Source organism: Pseudoalteromonas sp. DY56-GL22 (genome assembly GCF_041414715.1).
Lineage (GTDB): Bacteria > Pseudomonadota > Gammaproteobacteria > Enterobacterales > Alteromonadaceae > Pseudoalteromonas > Pseudoalteromonas simplex.
The window spans coordinates 22,986-48,530 of the sequence record NZ_JANHZR010000012.1; the positions used below are offsets into that span (position 1 = coordinate 22,986).

General features: G+C 41.9%; 22 protein-coding genes. 14 read left to right on the forward strand and 8 right to left on the reverse strand.

The window, feature by feature from the left end; genetic code table 11:
• Nucleotides 1–65: 65 nt before the first annotated feature.
• The 3 genes from NO991_RS18870 to NO991_RS18880 all read right to left on the reverse strand — a co-directional run bounded on the left by NO991_RS18870 (nucleotide 66) and on the right by NO991_RS18880 (nucleotide 3,760).
• Nucleotides 66–1,469 carry an MBL fold metallo-hydrolase RNA specificity domain-containing protein gene (locus NO991_RS18870; RefSeq protein ID WP_371352296.1) on the reverse strand — a complete coding sequence of 468 codons (1,404 nt, stop codon included), beginning with the start codon at nucleotides 1,467–1,469 and terminating at the stop codon, nucleotides 66–68.
• Nucleotides 1,470–1,751: 282 nt separating this feature from the next.
• Nucleotides 1,752–2,831: a phosphotransferase enzyme family protein gene (locus NO991_RS18875; RefSeq protein ID WP_300363134.1), complete on the reverse strand. Its 1,080-nt coding sequence runs from the start codon at nucleotides 2,829–2,831 to the stop codon at nucleotides 1,752–1,754.
• Nucleotides 2,832–2,872: 41 nt separating this feature from the next.
• A complete protein-coding gene (locus NO991_RS18880; RefSeq protein ID WP_300363136.1) occupies nucleotides 2,873–3,760 on the reverse strand; it encodes an NTP transferase domain-containing protein in 888 nt (295 codons plus the stop codon).
• A 482-nt stretch (nucleotides 3,761–4,242) separates the two neighbouring features.
• Here NO991_RS18880 and NO991_RS18885 point away from each other — a divergent pair, with 482 nt between their 5' ends.
• From NO991_RS18885 to NO991_RS18905, 5 genes are all read left to right on the forward strand, one after another.
• A complete protein-coding gene (locus NO991_RS18885; RefSeq protein ID WP_300362515.1) occupies nucleotides 4,243–4,719 on the forward strand; it encodes a DUF721 domain-containing protein in 477 nt (158 codons plus the stop codon).
• A gap of 722 nt (nucleotides 4,720–5,441) precedes the next feature.
• On the forward strand, nucleotides 5,442–8,150 hold the full coding sequence (gene secA, locus NO991_RS18890) for a preprotein translocase subunit SecA (RefSeq protein ID WP_138619695.1): 2,709 nt from the start codon (nucleotides 5,442–5,444) through the stop codon (nucleotides 8,148–8,150).
• Between the two features lie 62 nt (nucleotides 8,151–8,212).
• Complete coding sequence (gene mutT, locus NO991_RS18895) at nucleotides 8,213–8,614, forward strand: 8-oxo-dGTP diphosphatase MutT (RefSeq protein ID WP_166341067.1); 402 nt, start codon at nucleotides 8,213–8,215, stop codon at nucleotides 8,612–8,614.
• A 474-nt stretch (nucleotides 8,615–9,088) separates the two neighbouring features.
• A complete protein-coding gene (locus tag NO991_RS18900) occupies nucleotides 9,089–11,161 on the forward strand; it encodes a M13 family metallopeptidase (RefSeq protein WP_209328708.1) in 2,073 nt (690 codons plus the stop codon).
• A gap of 721 nt (nucleotides 11,162–11,882) precedes the next feature.
• On the forward strand, nucleotides 11,883–12,329 hold the full coding sequence (locus NO991_RS18905; protein WP_300421116.1) for a transposase: 447 nt from the start codon (nucleotides 11,883–11,885) through the stop codon (nucleotides 12,327–12,329).
• 115 nt (nucleotides 12,330–12,444) lie between these two features.
• Here the strand turns inward: NO991_RS18905 and yjgA are convergent, their stop codons facing one another.
• Nucleotides 12,445–12,966, reverse strand: a complete 522-nt coding sequence (gene yjgA / locus NO991_RS18910) for a ribosome biogenesis factor YjgA (RefSeq protein ID WP_054552889.1) — start codon at nucleotides 12,964–12,966, stop codon at nucleotides 12,445–12,447.
• Nucleotides 12,967–13,103: 137 nt separating this feature from the next.
• Here yjgA and pmbA point away from each other — a divergent pair, with 137 nt between their 5' ends.
• Complete coding sequence (gene pmbA, locus NO991_RS18915) at nucleotides 13,104–14,441, forward strand: metalloprotease PmbA (protein WP_055021365.1); 1,338 nt, start codon at nucleotides 13,104–13,106, stop codon at nucleotides 14,439–14,441.
• A 129-nt stretch (nucleotides 14,442–14,570) separates the two neighbouring features.
• Nucleotides 14,571–14,987, forward strand: coding sequence for a VOC family protein (locus NO991_RS18920; RefSeq protein ID WP_194442076.1), 417 nt, complete (start codon nucleotides 14,571–14,573; stop codon nucleotides 14,985–14,987).
• Nucleotides 14,988–15,533: 546 nt separating this feature from the next.
• On the opposite strand, the gene NO991_RS18925 is transcribed toward NO991_RS18920, so the two are convergent.
• On the reverse strand, nucleotides 15,534–16,193 hold the full coding sequence (locus NO991_RS18925) for a LiaF domain-containing protein (protein ID WP_194442075.1): 660 nt from the start codon (nucleotides 16,191–16,193) through the stop codon (nucleotides 15,534–15,536).
• Nucleotides 16,194–16,523: 330 nt separating this feature from the next.
• Between NO991_RS18925 and NO991_RS18930 the strand changes: the two genes are divergently transcribed.
• The 4 genes from NO991_RS18930 to NO991_RS18945 are packed head-to-tail and all read left to right on the forward strand — an operon-like array spanning nucleotide 16,524 to nucleotide 17,770.
• Entirely contained in the window at nucleotides 16,524–17,090 is a 567-nt protein-coding gene (locus NO991_RS18930) for a BON domain-containing protein (protein ID WP_054552867.1), read from the forward strand.
• Nucleotides 17,091–17,147: 57 nt separating this feature from the next.
• Nucleotides 17,148–17,306 (forward strand): YqaE/Pmp3 family membrane protein, encoded by a 159-nt coding sequence (locus NO991_RS18935; protein WP_064971745.1) that lies wholly within the window; start codon nucleotides 17,148–17,150, stop codon nucleotides 17,304–17,306.
• 21 nt (nucleotides 17,307–17,327) lie between these two features.
• Nucleotides 17,328–17,510 carry a hypothetical protein gene (locus NO991_RS18940; protein ID WP_138599296.1) on the forward strand — a complete coding sequence of 61 codons (183 nt, stop codon included), beginning with the start codon at nucleotides 17,328–17,330 and terminating at the stop codon, nucleotides 17,508–17,510.
• A gap of 50 nt (nucleotides 17,511–17,560) precedes the next feature.
• Entirely contained in the window at nucleotides 17,561–17,770 is a 210-nt protein-coding gene (locus NO991_RS18945; protein ID WP_054552865.1) for a hypothetical protein, read from the forward strand.
• On the opposite strand, the gene NO991_RS18950 is transcribed toward NO991_RS18945, so the two are convergent.
• Nucleotides 17,755–19,779: a methyl-accepting chemotaxis protein gene (locus NO991_RS18950; RefSeq protein WP_138599295.1), complete on the reverse strand. Its 2,025-nt coding sequence runs from the start codon at nucleotides 19,777–19,779 to the stop codon at nucleotides 17,755–17,757. The two genes, NO991_RS18945 and NO991_RS18950, sit on opposite strands and share 16 nt — an antisense overlap.
• A 112-nt stretch (nucleotides 19,780–19,891) precedes the next feature.
• Here NO991_RS18950 and NO991_RS18955 point away from each other — a divergent pair, with 112 nt between their 5' ends.
• Nucleotides 19,892–20,662, forward strand: a complete 771-nt coding sequence (locus NO991_RS18955) for an NADP-binding protein (RefSeq protein ID WP_300544346.1) — start codon at nucleotides 19,892–19,894, stop codon at nucleotides 20,660–20,662.
• On the opposite strand, the gene hutC is transcribed toward NO991_RS18955, so the two are convergent.
• On the reverse strand, nucleotides 20,663–21,370 hold the full coding sequence (gene hutC / locus NO991_RS18960) for a histidine utilization repressor (RefSeq protein WP_300359254.1): 708 nt from the start codon (nucleotides 21,368–21,370) through the stop codon (nucleotides 20,663–20,665).
• Between the two features lie 142 nt (nucleotides 21,371–21,512).
• On the opposite strand from hutC, the gene hutI reads away from it, so the two are divergent.
• Both hutI and NO991_RS18970 read left to right on the forward strand, forming a co-directional pair.
• A complete protein-coding gene (gene hutI, locus NO991_RS18965) occupies nucleotides 21,513–22,754 on the forward strand; it encodes an imidazolonepropionase (protein WP_300359257.1) in 1,242 nt (413 codons plus the stop codon).
• A 121-nt stretch (nucleotides 22,755–22,875) separates the two neighbouring features.
• Nucleotides 22,876–24,546 (forward strand): GGDEF domain-containing phosphodiesterase, encoded by a 1,671-nt coding sequence (locus tag NO991_RS18970; RefSeq protein ID WP_300359305.1) that lies wholly within the window; start codon nucleotides 22,876–22,878, stop codon nucleotides 24,544–24,546.
• A gap of 50 nt (nucleotides 24,547–24,596) precedes the next feature.
• Here the strand turns inward: NO991_RS18970 and NO991_RS18975 are convergent, their stop codons facing one another.
• Nucleotides 24,597–25,517, reverse strand: coding sequence for a triacylglycerol lipase (locus tag NO991_RS18975; protein ID WP_138616089.1), 921 nt, complete (start codon nucleotides 25,515–25,517; stop codon nucleotides 24,597–24,599).
• Nucleotides 25,518–25,545: the final 28 nt, after the last annotated feature.

The window sequence follows — 25,545 nt, forward strand, 5'->3', positions numbered from 1 at the left end:
CGCAACTCGCAACTCGCAACTCGCAACTCGCAACTCGCAACTCGCAACTCGCAACTCGTTACTCACTAACCACTAACTTCTACTTTTGTCCCTTCGCCTAACTCTGCTTTAAGCTTTTCTGCTAGTACTTGTTTGGCTTGCTCATCACCGTGGACGATTTTGATAACACTTGGCTTTTTGCGCATACCGGTGACAAATCTGATTAATCCTTTTTGATCTGCATGGGCGCTGTAGCCGCTAATGGTATGAACTTGCGCTTTAACCATTACCTTTTGATTATCGATAAATACATAGCCGCCGCGAGGGCCGTATTTTTGAATCTCTTGGCCTAATGTTCCTTGCCCTTGGTAGCCTACAAAAATGACATCGGTTGTTTTGTCGGGTAAAAACCGTTCTAGATAATTAACTATCCTGCCGCCATTACACATTCCGCTGGCAGCTATGATTATTGCGGGCTGTTGTTTTGAGGCTAAAAAGTTTATGAGGGCAAGGTGTTCTTGGTGGCTATTAATGGTATGTAGTTGCTTAAAGTCGAGCGGGTGGCGACCTTGTTTTACGCGTTTTTTTGCTTCGTTATCCCACAGCGCTTTAAAGTGTAAATATTCATTCGTGAAGTTGGCTGCCATTGGCGAATCTACGATAATTTGCAGTTTATGCCACATAGAACGTTTGCTTGCAGAATGAATAAGCTGTTCAAATTCATAGAGCAGCTCTTGAGTTCGGCCAATGCTAAAAGCCGGTATGAGTACTACGCCATTATCGCTTACGGCACGTTCTATAACCTTTTTAAGAACGGCTACACGCTCTTTACGACCTTGATGGTTTTTATCACCATAGGTTGACTCAATAACTAATGTATCGGCGCGGTAAGGCGGTTTTGGCGTTGGTAATAATGGCGTGTAAGGTGCACCTAAATCACCTGAAAATACCACTCTATGCGAGTTTGGTTTTTTGCCTAGCTCAATTTCAACATAGGCAGAGCCTAAAATGTGCCCAGCACGTTGCAGACGAATTTTATATAATGAGTTTTGATTACTTGAGGCTACTTTTTCGGGGCTAAAGCCCACTCCTACGAGAATGCAGTACCATGTGTTGAAATCAAGAGAGACAATCTGTTGTTTGAGTAACTTTAAGCAAGTGCGGATCATTGCTTCGTCCCGTGTTACCCCCACTTTTAAGGCATCTTCAATCACCATAGGCAATAGCTTGGCGGTGGCAACCGAGGTAAAAATAGGCCCTTTGAAACCTGCAGCAAGTAAGTAGGGTATGCGACCAACATGGTCTATATGGCAATGTGTGACAATCAGCGCTTTTACCGTTGATATATCAAATTCAATTGCAAGATCTTGTTTACTGTCTTCCCCTTGAAATAGCCCACAATCAACAAGTACAGAATTTGTGTCATCAATAAATAGCTGGTGGCAAGACCCAGTTACGCCTTTCACCGCTCCGTGGTGTTTTATATGCATAATAATCTCTTTATTTTCAAGTTAGAGTTTTAGAATAGAAGTTATTGACTTATAGAGCAATGGGGCGAGCGAGCAGCTATTCACGGCTAAAGCCGTTCCTACATTTTGATGTAGGCGTGAAATTTTAGGAGCTGTCAGCTGTCAGTTTGAAGATCAATTTTGGTTATGCATTTATTTGTGAGCTGGGCGCTGTAAGTCAGACGCGCCAAGCAAGCGTGACGCCTACGATAACTCGTACCTCGTTCCCCGCACCTCGTCCCTCGCAACTCGCATCTCGCATCTCTAACCTTTATTTATCTCTAATATCGCTTTTAATGTATGTTCTTTTTCAAGAATATCGCGATATAAAGCAAACTGGTTGCGGGCGCGTTCTAAGTTGTGGTTTGCATGCTTGGTGGCAAAGTAATTATCGCCATCAATAAAGTCTGTTAAAAAGCGTAGGCCAATCATAAAGGTCATGACTTTGGTGCCTAGCCAGAAGCTTTCTTTTTCGGCATCGGTGATCACATCTTGTAGTGGTTCAACATAACCTTTAACGATGGCGGCGAAGATCTCTTCACGAACACGTACATTACTTAGGTTGGTTGAATCTTCTTGCTCAGGTGAGCAGAAGGTACGCACCATATCGCCAAAATCAAATAACCAATAACCAGGCATACAGGTATCGAGGTCGATGACTGCTTTAGCATCATCTGACTGTGTGCAAAACAGCATGTTGTTGATTTTTGTGTCGTTATGGCATGGTCTTAAAGGAATGTTTCCTTCAAGTTGTTTTAACTCATCAACTAAAGATTGTTGAGCTAAACAAAAATCGATGTCGTCTTGGCAAAGGGCCAAACGGTTTACAGAGTCTTTTTCGATTACCTTTTTAAAGGCGTCAAAGCGCATCGCTAAGTTATGAAAATCAGGGATCACATGATGAAGCTTTTCAGCCTGAAAATCTTGTAATGCTAGCGCGAATTGTCCAAATGCATTGGCTGCAGTTTGTGCTTGCGAGATAGTTGCTACTACATCTTCACTATAACTGCCGCCAATAAATTCGAGTGCACGCCAAACACCTTGATCGCATTCAACTAAAAAGTCGCTTTCGATAGTTGGAACATGACGAATAATTTCTAGGCTGTATTCACCATTGTCGTGTTTTTCACTAAGGTGCTGCTCAATTAGTCGTGCATTTTCAACTAGGTGCTTAGGGTTAGGAAACACATCGGTATTTAACTTTTGCACAACCAAGGCGTTTTCTTCTGATTTAAGTAACATGGTTGTGTTGATGTGGCCATTGCCAATTGGCTTTAGCGTTACGTTATCTGTGCTTAAGCCAAAGTGCTCAGAAAGATAAGTTGCAACAGGATTAGACTTCATTAATTTTCCATTACTTATTTTTTGCAAGAAGAGGCGAGGGTTTAATCGTTTAGCTTACGACGTAACTGACATAAAGTGTGTGCTATTGCATCCAGTTCAGCTTTGTAGGTTACGCCATACCATGGCTCTTGTGCAGTATAAACGGTTACAGCTTGGCGGTTATCTTGAATCGCGAGTTGTATCTCATTTGGTAAATAATACTCTTTCGTGACACCGTTGTCAGTATTTTCTAAAAACTCAATAAAGCCTGTTTCTAAGTCATTAAATAAACTGGGTGTTATTCCCCAAAAGCTCATTGAACCTAAGGCATCTTCGGCAATTTGTGATCTCTCACCATGTGGATTGTTGCCTTTTAAAACATTATTTTCTAGTTTGATATCTAGGTATTCAACCACATCAGTTAAATGCTGGTGGCTATCAACAGAGCATACACCACGATTTACACCACCTTCTTCGGAGAGTGTATCTTTTATTGGGTAACCTACCATCGCCCAATTGCTATGCTGTTTGAAGTGCTCACTAATAATGGCAAATGAAGACTCGCCATAATAGTCATCGGCTGTAATGACAATAGCAGGGTTATTTACATAGAGTTTTGCGCAAAGCAAAGCATGACCTGTGCCCCATGGCTTTTGGCGTTTAGCAGCTAGGTGCTCATAACCACAAGGCACAGCACTAATTTCTTGCTCAACTAGGATTACTTCGAGCGACTCAGGCAGGCGCGGTAAAATCGTCGCTTCAAACTCAGCACGAATTTTTTTATTAATGATGATCACCGCTTGGTTAACTCCCGCTTTAACCGCATCCTGAATACTCAGTTCCATGATGGTACAGCCCAGCCCAGGAATTTCGGCAATTTGTTTGTTTCCGCCAAAGCGGCTACCCAGCCCACCAGCCAATACGATTAAAGTAAGAGAGTGTTGAGTCATCGCGAAAGTTAAATAAAAAACAAAGGAAAAGTGTACCAGAAACAATCACGCAGGAGGAAGAAAAGCTTTCAGCTGTCAGTTTTGAGCCGAACGGTGTTGTTTGTGGGCTCTTTAATGATTTCCCGGCTTGGTGTTGAATGTTAGACGCGCCAAGCAAGCGTGACGCCTACGTTTGATGTAGGCGTGAAATTTATTTCGCGCGGAGGTTTTATAACAGAAGATAAACTTCAGAAGTCGTATTTTTAGTAGTTAGAATTCAGAAGTTAGATATCAGTTGATCGAGAGGGTGGTTTTATTTTTTGTGTAATTTAACAAAGAACTTGCTACACATGAAATGTATTTTACCTTGTTATAACCACTAACCACTAACCACTAACCACTAACCACTAACCACTAACCACTGTTTTCGAACCTAATAGCTTCATATTTACGTAGGTGATATATTCTCTTTGTGGTGATTAACCTTTTTAGGTAGACGATTAATGGCAAAAGATAGATACGCGCCAAAAGCTGTTGGCGATATTATGGCGGGCTTGAGTGGTCGCTTGGCATCTTATGCTGGTAAAACCCAAGGCTTGTCTTCTCAACAAACCATTCTTGATGACTTCTTAGGTGAAACGCTTTCGAAAAAATGTCGGGTAAGTAATTACCGTGATGGTACTTTGATGATAGAAGCAGTTTCGGCACCGATTGCACTGCGTTTAAATTACTTAAAAATGGATATGCTTTCACATTTTCGTGCCGCTGGCATGGTCGAGCTTGGGCAAATTAAAATTATTGCCAACCCACAGGCAACACAGCGCTTATCAGCAACAAATAAGCCAGAGCAAAAGCATGTTTCTAAACGTCAAATGAGCGAACAAACGGCTGATTACCTCAGCGCCATTGCCGCAGATGCCCCTCCATCGTTAAAAGCCAAGTTAGAGCGTTTAGCGCAACATGGGCGGAAAAAGAAGTAAAGCCGTCAGCTTTCAGCCGTCAGTTTGAAGCCGAATTGTGTTGTTTGTAAGTCAGACATAGGTTGGTGAAATGGCGCAGTATGTCAGACGCGCCAAGCAAGCGTGACGCCTATGGTGTAGGCGTGAAATTTATTTCGCGCGAAAATATTTGCACAAAGAGAAGTGAATGAGAAAAGAATGAGAAAGCGATAATGTGCTTTTTTGTTTTCTTTTAAGCGCAGCGTCTCATCCTCTTTGTGCGATTAAATGTCTTTGATGTAGGCGTGAAATTTATTTCGCGTGTTATCTTGTAGGTCGTGCTTTAGCGCGTCATTGGTGAAGGAGATGTAATGTATTGTCGCCATAAATGACCACCTACATTTACAAAGTCGAATTTCGTCCATCGCATCGCCTTTTTTCTCCCCTAATCTTGATTTTATTCTTATTGTCGCCATATCTATTCAGTAATCTTGTTTTCACCCTTTTTATGGGGTTAGATCAAAGATTACGGCTGATTTTTAAATTTTCTTGCTGAAAATCCATATCTTCATAAACAGAAGGTTTGATGTTGCGCAGACTCTGGTATGATAGCGCACGAAATAAGCGGTGTTTTGAACAGCGTACTGATAAATTGTTAATTAATATGCCCTACATCATGAGCATAAGCGCATATTAATTATCAATTGAAGAAAGTGGGTTAGCTAATGACTAGCTAACAAAGAATATATTGTAACGGTTTTATCATGATATCTAATTTATTTACCAAGATTTTTGGTAGTCGCAATGACCGCACTATTAAAAACCTAAGAAAGACGGTCGCTCTAATTAATGCGCTTGAAAAGCAATTAGAAGCGCTTTCTGATGAAGATTTAAAAGCAAAAACAGCTGAATTTAGAGAGCGTTACGATAACGGACAAAGCCTAGATGACATTTTACCAGAAGCATTTGCTGTGGTACGTGAAGCATCTAAGCGTGTAAATGGCATGCGTCACTTCGACGTACAGCTACTAGGTGGTATGGTTTTACATCAAGGTCGCATTGCAGAAATGCGTACCGGTGAAGGTAAAACACTAACAGCAACATTACCTGCCTACCTTCGTGGTTTAACAGGTAAAGGTGTTCACGTAATTACCGTGAACGACTACCTTGCAAAACGTGACGCCGAAACTAACCGCCCATTATTTGAGTTCTTAGGCCTAACAGTAGGCTGTAACGTACCAGGCATGATGCCACAGCAGAAGAAAATCGCTTACGCTGCCGACATCACTTACGGTACAAATAACGAATTTGGCTTTGATTATCTGCGCGATAACATGGCATTTAGCATTGAAGAGCGTGTACAACGCCCACTTTACTACGCTGTAGTGGATGAGGTGGATTCAATCCTAATCGATGAAGCGCGTACGCCGCTGATTATCTCAGGCCCAGCTGAAGACAGCTCTGAGCTTTACATCGAAATCAATAAAATTGTGCCTGACCTAGAGCTACAAGAAAAAGAAGATGAAGAAGGCGTTGAAGGCGATGGCGATTACACGATCGATGAAAAGTCTAAGCAAGTTCACTTAACTGAACGTGGCCAAATTAAAGTTGAAGAGCTACTAATTGAGCGCGGCTTAATTCAAGAAGGTGATTCACTTTACTCAGCTTCAAGCATCACATTATTAAGCCATGTGTATGCGGCACTTCGTGCTCACAAGCTTTATCAAAAAGACGTTGATTACGTTGTTAAAGAAAACGAAGTTATCATCGTTGATGAGCACACAGGCCGTACAATGGAAGGTCGTCGTTGGTCAGAAGGTTTGCACCAAGCTGTTGAAGCAAAAGAAGGTGTACGCATTCAAAACGAAAACCAAACATTGGCATCAATCACATTCCAAAACTACTTCCGTTTATACGACACGCTAGCGGGTATGACAGGTACAGCAGACACAGAAGCGTTTGAGTTCCAGTCTATCTATGGTCTAGACACAGTAGTAATGCCAACTAATAAACCGATGATCCGTGACGATCGTGCTGATCTTGTGTACCTAACACAAGAAGAAAAGTACGAAGCAATCCTTGCTGATATCAAAGATTGTCAAGAACGTGGTCAACCGGTACTTGTGGGTACTATCTCTATCGAAAGTTCTGAGTATTTATCACAGTTCTTACGTAAAGAAAAAATTAAGCACAACGTACTTAATGCTAAGTTCCACGCACAAGAAGCAGACATTGTTGCCGATGCAGGTTTACCTGGCACAGTAACTATTGCAACTAACATGGCTGGTCGTGGTACCGATATCGTGTTAGGTGGTAACTGGAACAGTGAAGTTGAAAAGCTAGAAAACCCAACTGATGAACAAATCAAAGCGATTAAAGATGAGTGGCAAAAACGCCACGATGCAGTAATCGAAGCGGGTGGTTTACACATCATTGGTACTGAACGTCACGAGTCTCGTCGTATCGATAACCAGCTACGTGGTCGTTCTGGTCGTCAAGGTGATGCGGGTTCAAGCCGTTTCTACTTATCAATGGACGACGCGCTAATGCGTATCTTCGCTGGTGAGCGCATGACTAACATGATGCGTAAACTAGGTATGCAACGCGGTGAAGCAATTGAGCACCCTTGGGTTAACCGCGCAATCGAAAACGCGCAGCGTAAAGTTGAAGCACGTAACTTTGACGTTCGTAAGCAATTACTTGAGTACGATGACGTAGCGAATGATCAACGTCGTGTTGTTTACTCGCAACGTAACGAGCTTCTTGAAGAAGGCGATATTTCAGAAACTATCACTGCAATTCGTGGCGATGTGCTAAATGGTACAATCGACCAGTACATTGCACCGCAAAGCCTTGCTGAAATGTGGGATATCCCAGGTCTTGAAGAGCGCTTAAAACAAGATTTCTTAATCGAGCTGCCAATTTCACAATGGCTAGCTGACGATAGCAAACTATACGAAGAGAAACTTCGTGAGCGTATCGAAGAAGCGGTTGAGCAAGCATACAAACAAAAAGAAGAGATGGTAGGCGAGTCTGTACTACGTCAATTCGAAAAAGCGATTATGCTACAAAGCTTAGACCAACATTGGAAAGATCATTTGGCTGCGATGGACCACCTTCGTCAAGGTATCCACTTACGTGGTTACGCACAGAAGAATCCTAAGCAAGAGTACAAGCGCGAGTCGTTCGAGCTATTCTCTGAAATGCTTGAGAACTTAAAAGTCGACGTTGTGGGTATTTTAAGTAAAGTACAAGTTCGCGCTGAAGAAGATGTTGAAAAAGTTGAAGAGCAACATCGTCGTAGCGAAAATGCGCCACGTGAATACCAACACGAAGAAGCTGAGCACATCGGTGGCGAAACACCAGAAGGTGCTGTAGTTACACAACGTGCAGAGCCAAAAGTCGGCCGTAACGAGCCGTGTCCTTGTGGTTCAGGTAATAAATATAAGCAGTGTTGCGGTAAATTAAAATAACCAAAACACGGTGATAAAAAGCGACGCTTGCGTCGCTTTTTTTATGATTAAGGAAACAACAAATGACTAAAAAAGTAGTGCATGTTGCAGTTGGTGTTATTTATAAAGATCAGCAATTATTTATTTGTAAACGCCCAGACGACAAACACCAAGGCGGCTTATGGGAATTCCCAGGCGGTAAAGTAGAGCAGGGCGAAAGCGTATTTACTGCGCTACAGCGCGAGCTATTAGAAGAAGTAAACCTAACCGTAAATGGCAGTGAAGAGCTAATGGTTATCGAACATGACTACGGCGATAAGTGCGTACGCTTAGATGTGCACATTGTTGATGATTTCACAGGCACAGCCCATGGCGCAGAAGGCCAACAAGGGAAATGGGTCGCACTAAACGAGCTTGATGATTACAGCTTCCCTGCCGCCAATGTTGAGATTATCGAAAAAATAAAGCAGAAGTACGAGCAGTAACAGCCGTCAGCTTTCAGTTTGAAGCTGAACAGCATTGTTTGCGGGTTCTTTATTAATTTGCAGACTTGGTGCTGAATGTAAGACCCGCCAAGCAAGCGTGACGCCTACGATTGATGTAGGCGTGAAATTTATTTCGCGCGAAAATAATTGCATAAAGAGAAGAGAATGAGAAAAAAGAGGAAGTGATAAAAATGTTTTTTATTTCCTCTTAAGCGAAGCGCCTCTTACCCTCTTTGTGAATCATAGAAACATTGCGCGATGTAAAATCGCGCCTACAATGACCACTAACCACTTAACCTCCCCCTCTCATCGCTCAAAAATGCGGCTTATCTTGTTTTGATAAGAATTGTTACATATTCGGTTTTGTTGTTTTGCTCGAGAGGTTTATTATGGAAACAGCGAAAAACTAACTGTTGGTATGGTTTACTCGTTTTTCGATAAATACTTTATAAATTAAATTGGTACGGGAACCCCATGAGAAAAGTAACACTTACCGCGGCAAGTATTGCACTTGCGCTCGGTCTTGTTGGTTGTGGTGAAAAAGAACAAGAAACTAAAGCACCAGCAACTGCGACCGTCACTGAAGCAAAAGCACCTTTAAACTCTGGCATTGAACTGGCGAACATGGACAAGTCTGTTCGCGCACAAGATGACTTTTACTATCACGTAAACGGCGAATGGTTAGAGAAAACAGAAATTCCAGGTGATAAATCAAACTACGGTTCATTCACTCAGCTTTACGATGACTCGCAAAAAGCGATGAAAGAAGTATTAGAAAAAGCAGCGGCAAATAAAGACGTAAAGCCAGGCTCTGATGAAGCTAAACTAGCTGCATTCTATAACAGCTACATGGACGAAGCAGGCCGTGAAGCGGCAGGCATCAAGCCATTAACACCAGTGTTAGAAAGCGTTGATGCAGTTAAGAACAAGTCTGATCTTGTTGCTTTAATGGCTGAACTTCGCATTAAAGGTGGTAGCCTACCGTTTGGTTGGTACGTAAACAACGACGCGAAAAACTCTAGCGAAAACGCGATGTATGTTTATCAGTCAGGTTTAGGTTTACCAGATCGCGACTACTACTTAAAAGATGAAGAAAAATTCACAAAAATTCGTGAAGCTTACCAAGCATATGTAACAGCAATCTTAAGCAAGGCCGGTGTTGCTGATGCAGAATCTGCGGCTAAAGCAATTATTGATCTTGAAACAAGCATTGCTGATGCGCAGTGGAGCCGTGTAGAAAGCCGTGATGCGACTAAATCTTACAATAAGATGAGCGTTGCAGATGCAAACAAACTTACTGGTGAGTTTGATTTTGCAGCTTACCTTGATGCATCAGGTATCAAAACTGACGATGTAATCATTCGCCAACCTAGCTACCTAGAAAAATTCGCAGGTATCTACAACGATACAGACTTAGCAACGTGGCAGAACTACCTTAAGTTCCACTTTGTTAGCAACTATGCTCGCCTATTAGATAAAGAGCTAGTAGACCTTAACTTTGATTTCTACAGCACAACACTTCGCGGTGTTACAGAGCAATCTCCACTTTGGAAAAAAGCGGTTGATGCATCAAACGGTGTACTAGGCGAAATCTTAGGTAAAGTATACGTTAAAGAAAACTTCCCGCCTGAAGCGAAAGCGCGTATGGAAGAGTTAGTTGATAACGTAATCAAAGGTTATGCAGTCGCGATTGAAAACCTTGAGTGGATGAGCCCTGAAACAAAAATCGCGGCTAAAGAAAAGCTTGATAAGTTCACACCAAAAATTGGTTACCCAGATAAATGGAAAGACTATTCTGCACTTGAAGTGAAAGGTGACGATTTAGTAGGTAACTACATTCGCCACAGCGAGTGGGAATATGCAGACATGACTGCAAAACTAGGTAAGCCAGTTGACCGTTCTGAGTGGCACATGACACCACAAACAGTAAACGCTTACTACAACCCTGTGAACAACGAGATTGTATTCCCTGCGGCTATCTTACAACCGCCATTCTTCAACCTAGAAGCTGATGACGCTGTGAACTACGGTGCAATCGGTGCGGTAATCGGCCACGAATTAGGTCACGGCTTTGATGACCAAGGTGCGAAGTACGATGGTGATGGTAACTTACGTAACTGGTGGAGCGAATCAGACCTTAAACAGTTTGAAGAGCGCACGGGTCAGCTAGTTGCTCAATATAACGAGTACAAACCATTTGAAGATGCTAGCGTAAATGGTCAGCTTACATTAGGTGAAAACATTGGTGACTTAGGTGGCTTAACAGTTGCTTATACAGCATACCAGTTATCACTTGGTGATGAAAAAGCGCCTATTATTGATGGTTACACAGGTGATCAGCGTTTCTTCATGGGTTGGTCGCAAATTTGGCGTCGTAAATATCGTGACGAAGAGTTACGTAACCGCCTAATGACAGACCCTCATTCACCAAGCCATTACCGCGTAATCGGTATTCTTTCAAACATGCCAGAATTCTATCAGGCATTTGATGTGAAAGAAGGTGACAAAATGTATATCAAACCAGAAGATCGCGTAAAAATCTGGTAATTGATTATCGACTTTAAAAAAGGCTCTGAGTGAACGCTCAGAGCCTTTTTTTGTTTGGAGCTGTCAGCTTTAAGCCGACATTTGATGTAGACGTGAAATTTATGTCACGCGATGGTTGTGTATTAAGTGGTGTTCAACCCGCGCCAAGCAAGCGTGACGCCTAAGGTTGATGTAGGCATGAAATTTATTTCGCGCGATGGTTGAGTATTGTGTGGTGTTTAAGAAGCGCCAAGCAAGCGTGACGCCTACGGTTTGATGTAGGCGTGAAATTTATTTCGCGTTATGGTTGTTTATTGTTTGATGTTTCAGGCGCGCCAAGCAAGCGTGACGCCTACGCTTGTGGTAGGCGTGAAATTTATTTCGCGAGATGGTTGAGTATTGTGTGATGTTCAAGACGCGCCAAGCAAGCATGACGCCTACGGTGTTGTAGGCGTGAAATTTATTTCGCGCGATGGTTGTGTATTGTGTGATGTTCAAGACGCGCCAAGCAAGCGTGACGCTTACGTTTGATGTAGGCGTGAAATTCATTTCGCGCGATGGGTGAGTATTGTGTGGTGTTTAAGACGCGCCAAGCAAGCGTGACGCCTACGGTTTGATGTAGGCGTGAAATTTATTTCGCGCGATGTTTTTGTATTGTGAGGTTCAAACATTTTTGGTGTAAATTGGCTAGGTGTGTTTTTAAGTTCTAAGATCAGGTTTTACCTTCAGGATTGATAGGTTTATGTTTTCGTCAAGGAAGAGGCTTAAAGGGCGTACCTCACATTCAAACTGCTATTATTCAGTAACTCTTTGTTGTGAGAATCGAGTGCCTATATTTGCCAATTACTCATATGCAGTTGATGCTGCCAAAGCAATTTACCATTTAGAAGATAAAGTGGAGACAATCTGCTTTGTCCTTATGCCTGACCATTTACATTGGATATTTCAACTTCGCCCTCAGCAAAACTTATCAGCAGTAATTAAGCTGTACAAAAGCATGGTGACCATGTCTATTCGTAAGAGAGAGGGGCGCAAAGTAGTGGTTTGGCAAAATAATTTTTATGATCATCAAATCAGAGATGAAAATGACCTAATACATCAAGCTCGATATATAGTCGCAAACCCTCTACGCGCAAAATTAGTCAAGCACGTTGGCGATTACCCGTTTTGGAATTGTATTTGGTTGTAGAGACGTTGAAATTTATGTCGCGCGATGGTTGTGTATTAAGTGGTGTTCAACACGCGCCAAGCAAGCGTGACGCCTACGGTGTTGTAGGCGTGAAATTAATTTCGCGCGAAGGAAATCAAAGCATAATCGCATCTTTTAGATACTGGAATAACTCTTTGTAATTCTTTGCTGGCTTTTCTGCTTTTACTTCTTTTGCGGCGCTGCGCACTAATTGGCGCATTTTTTGGCGCTCAAGAGACGGGTATTGATCGATTGTTGAATTGATCAGGTCGTCACCTTGTTTAATTAAATCATCACGCAGGATTTCGATTTTGTTCATCAAAACATCCGCTTGATTGTTTTTATTAAGCATGATGTCGATCATCGCTTGGATTTCATCAACGTTTTCTGTGGTACGTAACACTTTTGCGATGTAGTTTAAGTTACGACGGTAAGCATCGCTCTTGTCACTTACTTTATCAGAAACAACAAGGGCTTCTTTTAAATCATGATTAAGCGGTAAACGATCGCGCTGCTTTTTCGGCATTTTTGCAATTTCAGCACCCAGACCATGATATTGCATGGCTTCACGTTTTAATTCGCTTTTTGATACGTAAATAATTTCTTCTTCGATAAGTGGCTTTTTCTTCTTCGCCATAAGGATGCTCATTCAGTAAACTTAACTATTCGCTATTATACGCCATTTAGTTAATGATTAATATTAGCTGATGCAGGTCTCGCAGTGTGTTAGCATTCGTTACACTATAAAAAATATCAGAACCTAGGACACACAAGATGAAAGATCCTATTTATCAACACATTTCTGAAGTGAAAGACGCAGTAAGCGAAGTACTGGAGCATGCAAAAAAATTGGGTGCTACTGCGGCTGAAGCGGCGATGTCGAGCACATCAGGTTTGTCTGTCAGTACGCGCATGGGCGAAGTTGAAACAATAGAGTTTAACCAAGACGGTGGCTTAGGTATCAGTGTTTATGTGGGTAATAACAAAGGGTCTGCTTCAACGGCTGACTTAAACCCGAAAACATTACGTACAGTGGTCGAAAAAGCCATTGATATTGCAAAGTTCACCTCTGACGACCCATTTAATGGTATCGCGGATAAAGAGTTACTTGAATTTGCACCGCAAGATTTAGATTTATACCACCCGTGGGAAGTAAGCCCTGAGCAAGGTGTGGAATTTTGTCATCAAGCAGAGCAAGCGGCGTTGAACGCCGATGAGCGCATTGTAAATTCAGACGGTGCGAGTTTTTCTTCTCACCAAGGTTTACGTGTTTATGGTAACAGCCATGGCATGATTGCAGGTTACCCGCGTACGCGTCATAGCATTAGTACGATGGTGATTGGTAAAGAAGGCGAGCAAATGCAGCGCGACTCAGCTTATACCATCGCACGTCATAAAGATGATTTAAATGACGCTGCAAAAGTAGGCCTCGAAGCGGCAACCGAAACCTTGGCTAAACTTAACAGCCAAAAGCTCGGTACTATGAAAGTGCCTGTGATCTTTAGAGCAGATATTGCTAACTCATTATTCGGCCATTTAGTGTCGGCGATTGGTGGCGGCGCGCTTTATCGTAAATCGAGCTTCTTGCTTGATAGCTTAGGCACTAAAGTATTTAGCGATTGTGTGAATATCTCTGAGCGCCCGCATTTATTAAAAGGTTTAGCGTCTTCACCGTTTGATGCTGAAGGTTTAAAAACTGTAGACCGTGAAATTATTCAAGGCGGTGAGCTGCAAACTTACCTATTAGCAAGCTATGCAGCACGCAAACTGTCTATGGCACCAACGGGTCATGCTGGTGGTATTCATAACTGGCTAGTTGAACAAACCCATGCCGATTTAAAAGCGCTATTAAAAACCATGGGCACAGGCTTATTAGTAACTGAACTTATGGGCCAAGGTGTGAACACGGTAACGGGTGATTACTCACGTGGCGCAGCTGGCTTCTGGGTTGAGAATGGTGAAATCCAATACCCAGTCAGTGAAATCACAATTGCTGGTAACTTAAAAGATATGTTTAAGGCCGTTGTGGGCTTAGGTGGCGACATCGAGCGTCGTGGTGGTATTCAAACAGGCTCTGTATTGATAGAACAAATGCAGGTTGCTGGTAGCTGATTCATCAATAACTACTCAATTTTTGAAGCCTCACGTTTGTGGGGCTTTTTTATTTGAAAAAAAGCTTTACCTAAACTTAACTTGAGGTTTTATCTTGGTGGCAGTTTAAAAATAAAAAGGAAAACTACCATGTATTTAGAACACGTAAACCTTGTTGTTAGTAATGTTGATGCCATGCTGCACTTTTATAAAGCGGCATTCCCGCACTGGCGTGTGCGTAGCCAAGGCGATAGCAAATGGTCGGGCAAACCGCGCAAGTGGCTGCACTTTGGTGATGATTACCAATATCTTGCATTAAGCGATAACGGTGAAGCTGAAAACCGTGATTTAGCCGGCCACCAAGTAGGTCTTGCTCATTTTGCCTATGTGACAAACGATATTAATGCCATAGTTGAACGCCTGGCTTCGGCTGGTTATGAAATTGATAAACACGGCCCAGAAAATCCTTATCGTAAAAATGTATATTTCATCGACCCAGCAGGTTTTGAAGTTGAGTTTGTAGAGTATTTTAGTGATATCCCGAGTGAGAGGAATAATGACTTGTGAAGGAGCCGTCAGCTATCAGCTGTCAGTTTTGAGCCGAGCGGTGTTGTTTGTAGGTCAGGCATTGATTGATGGAATGGCGTTGTATGTACGACGCGCCAAGCAAGCGTGACGCCTACGATGTAGGCGGGAAATTTATTTCGCGCGAAAATATTTGCACAAAGAGAAGAGAATGAGGAAAGAATGAGGAAGTGATATTTATCTTTTCTTGTTTCCTCTGAAGCGCAGCGCCTCATTATCTATTTGTGAGATTAATTATCTTTGATGTAGGTGTGAAGTTTATTTCGCGCGAAAATATTTGCACAAAGAGAAGTGAATGAGAAGAGAATGAGTAAACCACAAGATCATTTTTTACTTCCTCTAAAGCGCAGCGTCTCTTAACCTCTTTGTGCGATTAAATGTCTTTGATGTAGGCGTGAAATTTATTTCGCGCGTTATCTTATTATATTGCGCGATGTAAAACTGCGGCTACGATAACTCGCACCTAGCACCTAGCACCTAGCACCTAGCACCTAGCACCTAGCACCTAGCACCTAGCATCTCACAACTTTACCGCACCTTATTCATCTCTTTCCAACTGGCTTTTAGGCTGTTGGCGAAGCTGATGAACTTTTCTTTCATGGTACGTTTAACTGAAATCTCGACTGAGCCTAGCCATACATTACCTTCAATAGTGATGGTTGGGCCTTGGCCTTTGTTTAAGGCGACTGATTTGTTCTCTACGCTACCAATTACGCTAAATAATTTTGATACCACATTTACATGTTCTGGTACGTAGATTTCATCGTTACCTAAAATACAGTTCACGTAAATGGTGACGTGCTGATGTTGGAAAATTGCTTCGCTAAAGTCGAGTTCAATTGAACCTAAGCAGTTGGTTAGGTGAATTTCTTTTGGTACTACCCATTGGCCGCTGCGCTCATTTGAGCCCAGAATACTGCGTAGCTGCAGGCTTTCGTTGTCGCTGCTGTGGCTGTAGTGAGGTTTAAATTGCGCATGCTTTTGCGATTTGTAGTCAATATCCGCTTTCAGATCTAAATCAGCAACAAGCTCAACCAGTACTTCGTTGCTGGTGGCTTCCATTGCCTGATCTAGGCGGCGTTCAAATGCTTCGGCTGAAATAACAGCATGACTGTAGTTATAAATGAGTTGATCAATGACTTCTTCTCTTACTTGATCGATTGGGCGGTCTTCAAGTTTAACGGCCATGGTAGTTCCCTGTTGTGATTTTAAAGGTGATTCTTTAGTTATTAATTACAAAGCAAAGCTTAGGCCAGATTTTATTTCTATATAAATCATGAGGTTGTCTTTTTAGACGAATAAGCAATTTCGTTAAATTAACCACAGATTAATAAAATCAGCAACTAAATGGTTATTTTTGCAACATTGTGAACATCTTACCGAGCAGCTTGTAAATCTTTACCGAAATGAATATAAATCACCGCTGAATAGGTGTTTAACCTACTGAAATTTAAAGAATAAATAGTTGGCATCATAGTCGCATTATTTAAACTGTCTTTAATCAAAAGGAGAAAGATTATGAACACTTTTAACAAATCTATGATTGCGGCTTTAGTAATTGGTGCAACTAGCATGTCAGCTCAGGCAAGCAGCTGGGAAAATGAAAGTAAAGATGCTTGGATTGATGGTAAGGCGGAAACTGTGCTTCTTATGAACACAAACCTTAACAACTTTGACATCAACACTGATGTAACGAATGGCAAGGTTGTACTTACAGGTAAAGTTGATAGCGAATTAGATAAAGAGCTTGCTGAAGAGTTAGTTCTTAGCCTAGACGGTGTTAGCTCTGTTGATAACAAACTAACGGTTGTTAAAAACATGAAAGCTAAGCACATGAAATCAGACAAAGCTGATTCTGCAGAAAGCGACTTAACCGATGCAAAAATCAGTACTGTAATCACCACACGTTATTTATTTAACTCAGAAGTAGGTGGTACAGATATCGATGTTGATACCGACAACGGTGTAGTAACACTAAAAGGTACTGTTGAGTCTGATGCAGAAAAGCAATTAGCGGTAAGCATTGCTGAAAACGCTGAAGATGTTCGCAAAGTAATCGATGAATTAACGATTGTTGCTGAATAATAGCAAGCCCTATATAGCCCAGCTTTGGCTGGGCTTATCTTTTTCAAGGAGTGAGTCATGGATTTAATACGTATTATTTTATCGGTTTTAATTCCACCTCTCGGCGTATTTTTACAGGTAGGTTTAGGTGCGCAGTTCTGGATTAATATTCTTTTAACTCTATTAGGGTATATTCCAGGTTTGATTCATGCTGTGTATATCATCGCTAAGCGATAATCACCGCATTAATCTACAAGGATGGGTAATGGAGCACAGCAAGGAAGGGCTGTAGGAGTAACGGACGATAAAGCGCAAGGAGTTTACAGTATGGATAATGTAACTAAGCACAAAGGACAACAAGGAAGTAACAAGGCGTTATGGAGTAGCGCACAATGGCAACGCTTTATGGATAAGGTGAATGGAGATGACAGCAAGGATTAAGCTTAGGCTTGGAGCCCAAACGGATGAAGCTAGCGTAAGGAGGAGACTATATGGAACAAGTACAAACGCAATCAAAACAAGGATTGACCAATAATGGAGTTGCTTTATGGAACAAGCAACAGTGGCACGAATTTATGGAACACGCGAAAGCGGTTGCGCCACGATTAACAGGGAAGGCTGACGATAAAAACCCGATGTCATCTTCAGGTGACATCGGGTTTTTAACTACTTCAGCAATTTATCTTTATAACTTAAATTGATTTACTGTCTTATTTAGAGACTCTGCTAACTCATTCAAATCACGTGCTTCATCCGCCAATTCATGGGCATGATCCGCAGTGCTATTCACTAAGTGATTAATCGCTGCCAAGCTATTGTTAATATCTTCTGCAACCACAGTTTGCTGCTCTGTCGAAGTCGCAATTTGATGACTTTGATCTTGTACATTTGTCACAGATTGCGCGATATCTTGCAATGCTTGCAATACAATTTGTGTTTGCTCAACTGAGCCTTCAGCACGCTCTTGACCTTGTTGCATCATGGTCGATGCTTGTTGGGCAATTTGCTGTAAACGGCTGATCATGTTGCGAATATCATCTGTTGACTCTTGCGTTCTGCTTGCTAGTGAACGAACTTCATCAGCAACAACTGCGAAACCTCGGCCTTGCTCGCCAGCACGGGCTGCTTCTATCGCTGCGTTAAGTGCCAGTAAGTTAGTTTGCTCAGCGATTGAGTTGATAACATCAACCACCGCGCCGATATTGCCACTTTCTTGTTCAAGACCCGCAACGACTTTAGACGCTTCACCAATGTGACTTGCAAGAGCGGTCATGACTGACTGAGCTTGAGTTGAGCGCTTAGTGCCATCTGCGGTAATGGTTTGCACTTCTTCAGCTGCATTATTGGTATGTTGCGCGTTACGTGAAATTTCGAGAACAGTTGAGGCCATTTCGGTTACTGCCGCACTTACGCTATCAACTTGTTGCTTTTCTTGCTGAATTTCATCATTGGTTTTTTGCGATACGGTTTTCAATTGGGCTGCGGCTTGGCTTAATTGCTCAGCTTGTGCTGCAGTATTCAGCATCATTGCACGTAATTTATCGATGAAAGTATTCATGTGATGAGCAAGCTGTCCTACTTCATCCTGACTTTTTATCTCGATTTTTTGTGTTAGATCGCCATCACCTGATGCGATATCACGCATGATGTAAGTGAGTTTAGTCAGCGGCTTGGTGATCATTTGCGTGGCCCAGAAGATCATCGCAATAATAATCGCAAGAATGATGATCACGGATGTTGTGGTTGTCATCACCGCATCATTTACTGGCTCATCAATCATACTGGTCGGAATTAAAATACCCACATACCAATCAAGGTAAGGGCTTTCTAATTCAAGGCGATTGTATACAACGTAATATTGCTCGCCTTTGAATGTGACAAAGCTGCTACCCTCTTTTTGGCTTTTCATCGCGCGGTTTAATTCGCTAAAGCCCGAGGTGTCGTTAAATTGCTTTTCGAGGGCATCTAAGCCTTCTTTGCCATTAGGGCCTTCGTCTGTGATAGATAGTTTATGTCCAGTTCGTTTTGAAAAGTGCACTACCTTCTGGTTACTGTCGAGTAAAAAGCCAAAGCCTTGGCCATCAAATCGAATAGCTTCAACCATGTCGTTGATATTATTAAGCTGTAAATCAACACCACCAAAACCAACAAGCTTGTTTTGTTTATAAACAGGCTGTTGTACAACTGCAGAGGCGATACCTGTGGTTAAATCAACAGAAATAGGGCCAACATACAACTTATTAATTTTTAATGCATCTTGCCACCAACCACGTTTGTAAGCGTAATATGGTTGGCCATTATAAGTGGCTGTACGCTCGTTTTCTTTGAAGTACTCACCTGTGGTCGCAGAAGCAAAGAAGGCTGATAAAATGTTATCATCGTTACCACTAATACGAACAAAATCTTGATTAACGCTGCTGTAACCAGGCTGACTATCTAAGCTTTGATCGCGCTGAGTCCAGTTATCGAACCAGTTAACTAAATGCGGGTTTGTTACAAAGGTTTCGACAACTTTGCCGTATTTGGCAAAATAGGCCTGCATTGACAGTCGCTCACTTTGCAAATAGCTGTCGGCTTCGCGTTGAATTGCATGACGTGAGAGATCAGCAATATGGTTTACAAAAAAGCTAGACGCGATGATTAGTAGCACACTTATCGTCCCGCCAATGAGCAGAAGTATTTTTTTACGTAAAGAGAGGTTGTTTAACATAGTGCACGCGTTTTTATTATAGGTTAGAGTTATCTATCTAATCATATTTGCACCTAAATCGCTACACTGTTAAGCGAAGGTTAATAATAAATGCTAAGGGACAGTTGAGTAAATGAGTACTGAAAATAATAAACTGGTTGTTTTAGGTGCCGGCTGGCTTGGAAATGCACTTTGTGTTGAGGCAAATAAATTAGCATGGCAAGTACAGGGAACACATCGCGGTGGCGAGCACGAATATGACTTTCAGCGCCAGTTTATACTTGAAGGTGATGTGCTCAAGCATGAGCTGTCGCTTGAAAATGCTTGGTGGGTCTGCGCTATTCCACCGCGTAGTCGTAGCTCAGAAAGTAACTATTTAGCGACTTTGCAAGCAGGGCTTGAACTTGCTAAGCAACTAAATTGTAAAGGCTTTATTTTATGTTCTTCGACAGGAGTTTATCCATCTAACAATGGTCAATATGACGAAACTACAGAAATTATTTGCCAATCAGCACGTCAACAACAGCTATATGATGCTGAACAGTTAGTGCTAAGTGCTGGTGGTAAAGTATTGCGCTTGGCTGGTCTTGTAGGGCCTGGGCGCGATCCGGGTAGGTTTGTTGCCGGTAAAGAACTGACTAGCTCAAGTCAGCAAGTGGTAAACATGGTTCAGCAGCAAGATGTGATAGCGGCGATTTTTTCAGTACTTGAAAATTGGTCAAACGCGAGCAGTATTTATAATGTGGTTAATCCGGCACATCCTACAAAAGCAGATTACTACCAGCAAAAATGTGCTGAGCAGGGCAAACAGCCACCGACTTTTACTAGTCATGATAAAGGCGAGCGCCTTATTGATGGCTCAGCGATTGAGTCACTGAGTTTTCGTTATCAAGCGCCTATTTAGTTATTTTTTAAAAGTAAGGTGGCCGCCTAATCGGTATTTACTGCCTGGTGATACTAAACGGGCAAAGCTCACAATACCTTGTGATGACCAAGTTCGGCGGATCACTTGTAAGCATGGCTCTTCGTTATAAAGGTTCAGCCATTCGCACATTTCTTGGTTGGGCATAATCGCTTCGACTGTATGGCGTGCCTCGGTGAGCGGGGCGTTTTGCGATAAGTATTCATGAGGCGTTAGGCTATGGAAATCCTGCTGTAAGTAATCTTTAGCAAGAGCGGGGTTCACAAAGCGTTCTTCAACTTGCAGAGGTTGCTCGTTTTCATTGTGTACAATCACACTTCTGTAAACATGGCTGTCGACCTCGACACCCAAAGCAATCGCAATTGGTGCTATAGCGCTTATAGACTCCATTACTAAAATGGTACAGCTATGATGGTTACTTCGCGCTTTTACCTCATCAGCAATATTTTTAATTTCTAATAACGATGATTGTGATTTGAAGCTAGCCACAAAAGTACCTAGGCCTTGGCTACGGGTTAATATACCTGCATCTGTTAATTCACTGAGTGCTCGTCTTGCAGTCATACGACTAACTTTAAACTGGTTGGTAAGCTCATTTTCAGAGGGCACTCGGTGATTTTCTTGCCAAGCTCCAGAACGAATATTTTCCAGAATGAACTCTTTTATTTGCGCAAATTTAGGAACACTCATTATGCGTGTATATGTGGTGAGTAAACAGTATGTTTGAAGGTGACATAATTATCTTGTATATACAAGGTGAGTTGATAAACTTTAAGCAAATTTAAACTTAGTCTCGTAATGGGCCTATCGCAAGTATCAATGTAGGTGAAAAATGCACACAACCAATAATGATCAAGCTTTCTGGGATTTAGTGATCACAGATGCCAACATCGCCACAATGGACCCAGCCATCGAAGCACCTTATGGTGCTATTGAAAATGCAGCTATTGCTGTTAAAGATGGCAAAATTGCTTGGTTAGGTGAGCAAGCCGATTTACCAGAGTTTGATGCGCTAGCTACGCCAACATTGTCAGCAAAAGGGCAATGGTTAACCCCCGGGTTAATTGATTGCCACACTCACTTAGTGTTCGCGGGTAGCCGTGCAGAAGAATTTGAGCAGCGTTTACAAGGTGTAAGCTATGAGCAAATAGCTGCAAACGGTGGCGGTATTGCAAGTACCGTACGTGCAACGCGAGAAGCCGATCACGAAGCTTTATTTGTCAGTGCAAAAGAGCGCTTAAATGCATTATATGCAGAAGGTGTGACGACGGTAGAGATTAAATCTGGCTACGGTCTTGATTGCGAAAACGAAATTAAACTTCTCGAAGTGGCACGTTTACTCGGTGAAAATCACCCTGTTGATGTTAAAACCACGTTTTTAGGTGCGCATGCATTACCGCCTGAATATAAAGGCCGTAGCGATGAGTACATTGATCTGGTGTGCGGTGAAATGCTTGACCGTGTTGTTGAAGCTGATTTAGCTGATGCAGTTGATGCTTTTTGTGAAAACGTTGGCTTTAGTAATGAGCAAACTCGCCGTGTGTTTGAAGCGGCTAAAAAACACAACTTACCGGTTAAGTTGCACGCTGAGCAGTTATCTAATCAACATGGTGCAGAGCTTGTTGCTGAATTTAATGGCTTATCTGCGGATCATATTGAACACTTAGATGAAGCTGGTATTCAGGCAATGGCCAAAGCGGGTACTACAGCAGTTTTATTACCAGGTGCATTTTACTTCTTACGTGAAACAAAGTATCCGCCAATTGAACTACTGCAGCAGTACCAAGTTCCAATTGCTATTTCAACTGACTTCAACCCGGGTACTTCGCCTTTATGTTCATTGCATTTGATGATGAACATGGCATGCACTATTTTTCGGATGACACCAGAGCAAGCATTAGCAGGGGTAACTCGAAACGCTGCAGGTGCTTTAGGACTTGATGATCGTGGTGTGTTAAAGGTAGGCGCACGTGCTGATATTGCCCATTGGCAAATAACCCATCCAGCACAATTAAGTTACCAATTTGGCGTAAATAAACTGTTAAATCTGTGGATTTTGGGTAGACTTAATTAGATAAGTCTTTTTTACGTAGTATTTTTACATGTCTTTGATTGCCAGCTTAGCAAGTAGTAGCGTGAGCCTTGCAAATTTAAGTAGCGATGTTGTGCCAGTGTTTTTAGCTGGTTGCGTTCTTATGGCAATGATTTGTGCCTTATGTGTTACTCAAAATTCTATTTTAAGGCTGAGCTTAGTCGTCAATGGCGTGCTTGGATTAGCAATTCTTAGTCTTGGCATGCCTTGGTTAGTGTTATTGTTAAGTGCAAGTGTTTGTTTTCATTTGTGGCAGGCATTTCGCACAACTAATTGGCTAGCAATCATTATTTCAGTTGTTGCTGCGATTGTATTAACAGTACTTTATTCAGCTCATTTATTGTTACATACTGCTCTTTACTGGCTTGTTTTTTCTGTCGTTATTTTGTGTATATCAGGCTTTTTTAACTATGAAGAACCTGAAGAAGAGCAAGTGGTCGTTGAGCCACTTCACACTGACGAGTTAGATGCGACACCTCTTACAGGCTTACCCGATCGCAACGTCTTAAAAAATAGCTTTATTGCTTGGACCGAGGAGCATGATGCTAACTGCGCGTTAGTGATGCTTCGCCTTGAAGGTTTTAACGATGTAAACCAACACATAGGTCGAGACTTTGGTGATTTGTTATTAGCGCAATCAGCAACCCGAATTAAACAGCAGCTCAATGTTGATAATGTTCTTAATATAGTGGGTAATTCAGGCAAAGCCGAAAAGTTGGCGCATTTAGGGGGCTTAAACTTTGCGTTTATTTGTTCATTAGAGGAACAAAAGCACCTTCATGAGCAACTAATTAGTCAAATTCGCCATGTTACTTTAAAGCCATTTAATGTTGCCAATTGCACCATTGAAGTTAAAGTTCGTGCCAGTTATGTAGTTTGTGATGAGCCTGAATACAGCTTTGAAAACTTCATTTCGTTTGCCAATCTAGCGCTTGATTCAAATCCAGACAAAGCGATTGTGCCTTATCATCCACAAATGATGATTGAGCAATTGGAGCAGCAAGCACGACTACGTGAGTTAGCACACCTTGATTTTGCAAGTGAACTAGAGTTGTATTTTCAGCCAGTTATTCGTAATAGCGATGAGCAAATCGAATTTTTAGAATTGCTGTTACGTTGGCAGCATCCTAAGCAAGGGATTCTTTCTGCGAATAAATTTATAGATGATATACGTGTTGCAGGCCTAAGCTATCCTGTGGCTGCTTTTGTTATTGAGCGTGCAGCAGAACTTGCTATGGCACTACGAATGGAAGGTATTGAATTACCTCTTAGTATAAATGTGTTTGGCCCTGAGATGCTGCACGAAGAATTTATTGAGTTTGTTGACCGTATCATGGCTGAGCATCGACTAGAGCCGGGTGATTTAATTATCGAGTGCCCGCTTGATTTATTTATGAGTTTAGATGATCAAGGTAAAGCGATGGTTGCAAGGCTCAATAGTATTGGTATCAAATTATGTATCGATGGTTTTGGTGACACACCTATTTGGCTAGCTAAGCTTCCGAATCTTAATGTTGAGTATATTAAAGTGGCGGCTTCACTTACCGCTGATTTTGCTCATCAAAGTCAAATTCGAAGCCTCGTTTCGGGCATGGTCGATATGCACAATCAAAATAATGCAAAAGTGATTTGTGAAGGAGTTGAAACTCTAGAGCAACTTAAGTTTGTAAAGTCGCTTAAAACCTATGCTGCACAGGGCTATTATTTTAATTACCCATTGAGTAGTGTTGGTATGATGTCATGGCTTAAACAATGGCGTTTGGAACATCAATAAGCATAAAGCTGTGCTCTCCCTCTGGTAGGCTTCACGATACAACACCGCTTTTATAACCCTAGTTTCTGTAGCCTTGTCACGTGGCTACGGTAAAGTTCAACTGGATCAACTTCACGAAAACTATGTAAACCAATAAATTGGTTAATCTCATCGAGATGATTCATTTTGTAATCATCTTTGATCACATGCCCTAAATGGCTACTACAGCGTGAAATGAGGCCGTCACTGTGACCTAAGATAAATAATGAGCCAAATAACATGGATAAGTCACTTAAATCTAAGATATTAGTGAGTGTTTCTGTGCCGCTCCAAGAAAAGTAGTATACGCCATTGCTTGCAAGCATATTACCTTGTTCGCACTCGTTTTTGGGCAAGCCTTCGGGGTACTTTTGATTAAATGTTGCTGCTCCTTGTGTGCTTAAACTATTTATTGCACCGAGTGTATTTTGCGGTAATTGACTATTGCCTGATAATAACGAAATAACACCACCGAATGCATCGAATACTAATCGAGTTGTATATTCTGCTTGAGAGCCGGGTGTTAGCTCTTTATTAATAAGATCAATAATGCCACTGCCATAATTTGCACCGCCTACACTGGTAACTGAGGCAATTAGATCAGGCCTGATAGATGCAACATAGCGTGCAGTTTGCGCACCTTGACTGTGACCAATCAAGTTTACTTTTTTAGCACTAGTCAGAGCTAAGATTGATTCTATTTGAGTGAGTAATTGCTCGCCTCGGACTTCTGAACTATTGATAGCAGAAACGGCAGGTGTGAAGACTAAAGTACCATCTTTTTCCAGAATTGTAGCGATATTGTAGAAGTAATCGATTCCGAGCAGGTTATCGAATCCCATTAGCCCATGAACTAAAACAACTGGATATTGGGTAGTTGTTTTTTTGGCATTGCACCAAGGGCTCAACAAAAAAAGTAAGGTAACAAATAAAATTAACGGGATTTTTTTCATACCTTTTACTCTTCTACTTCAATATTTA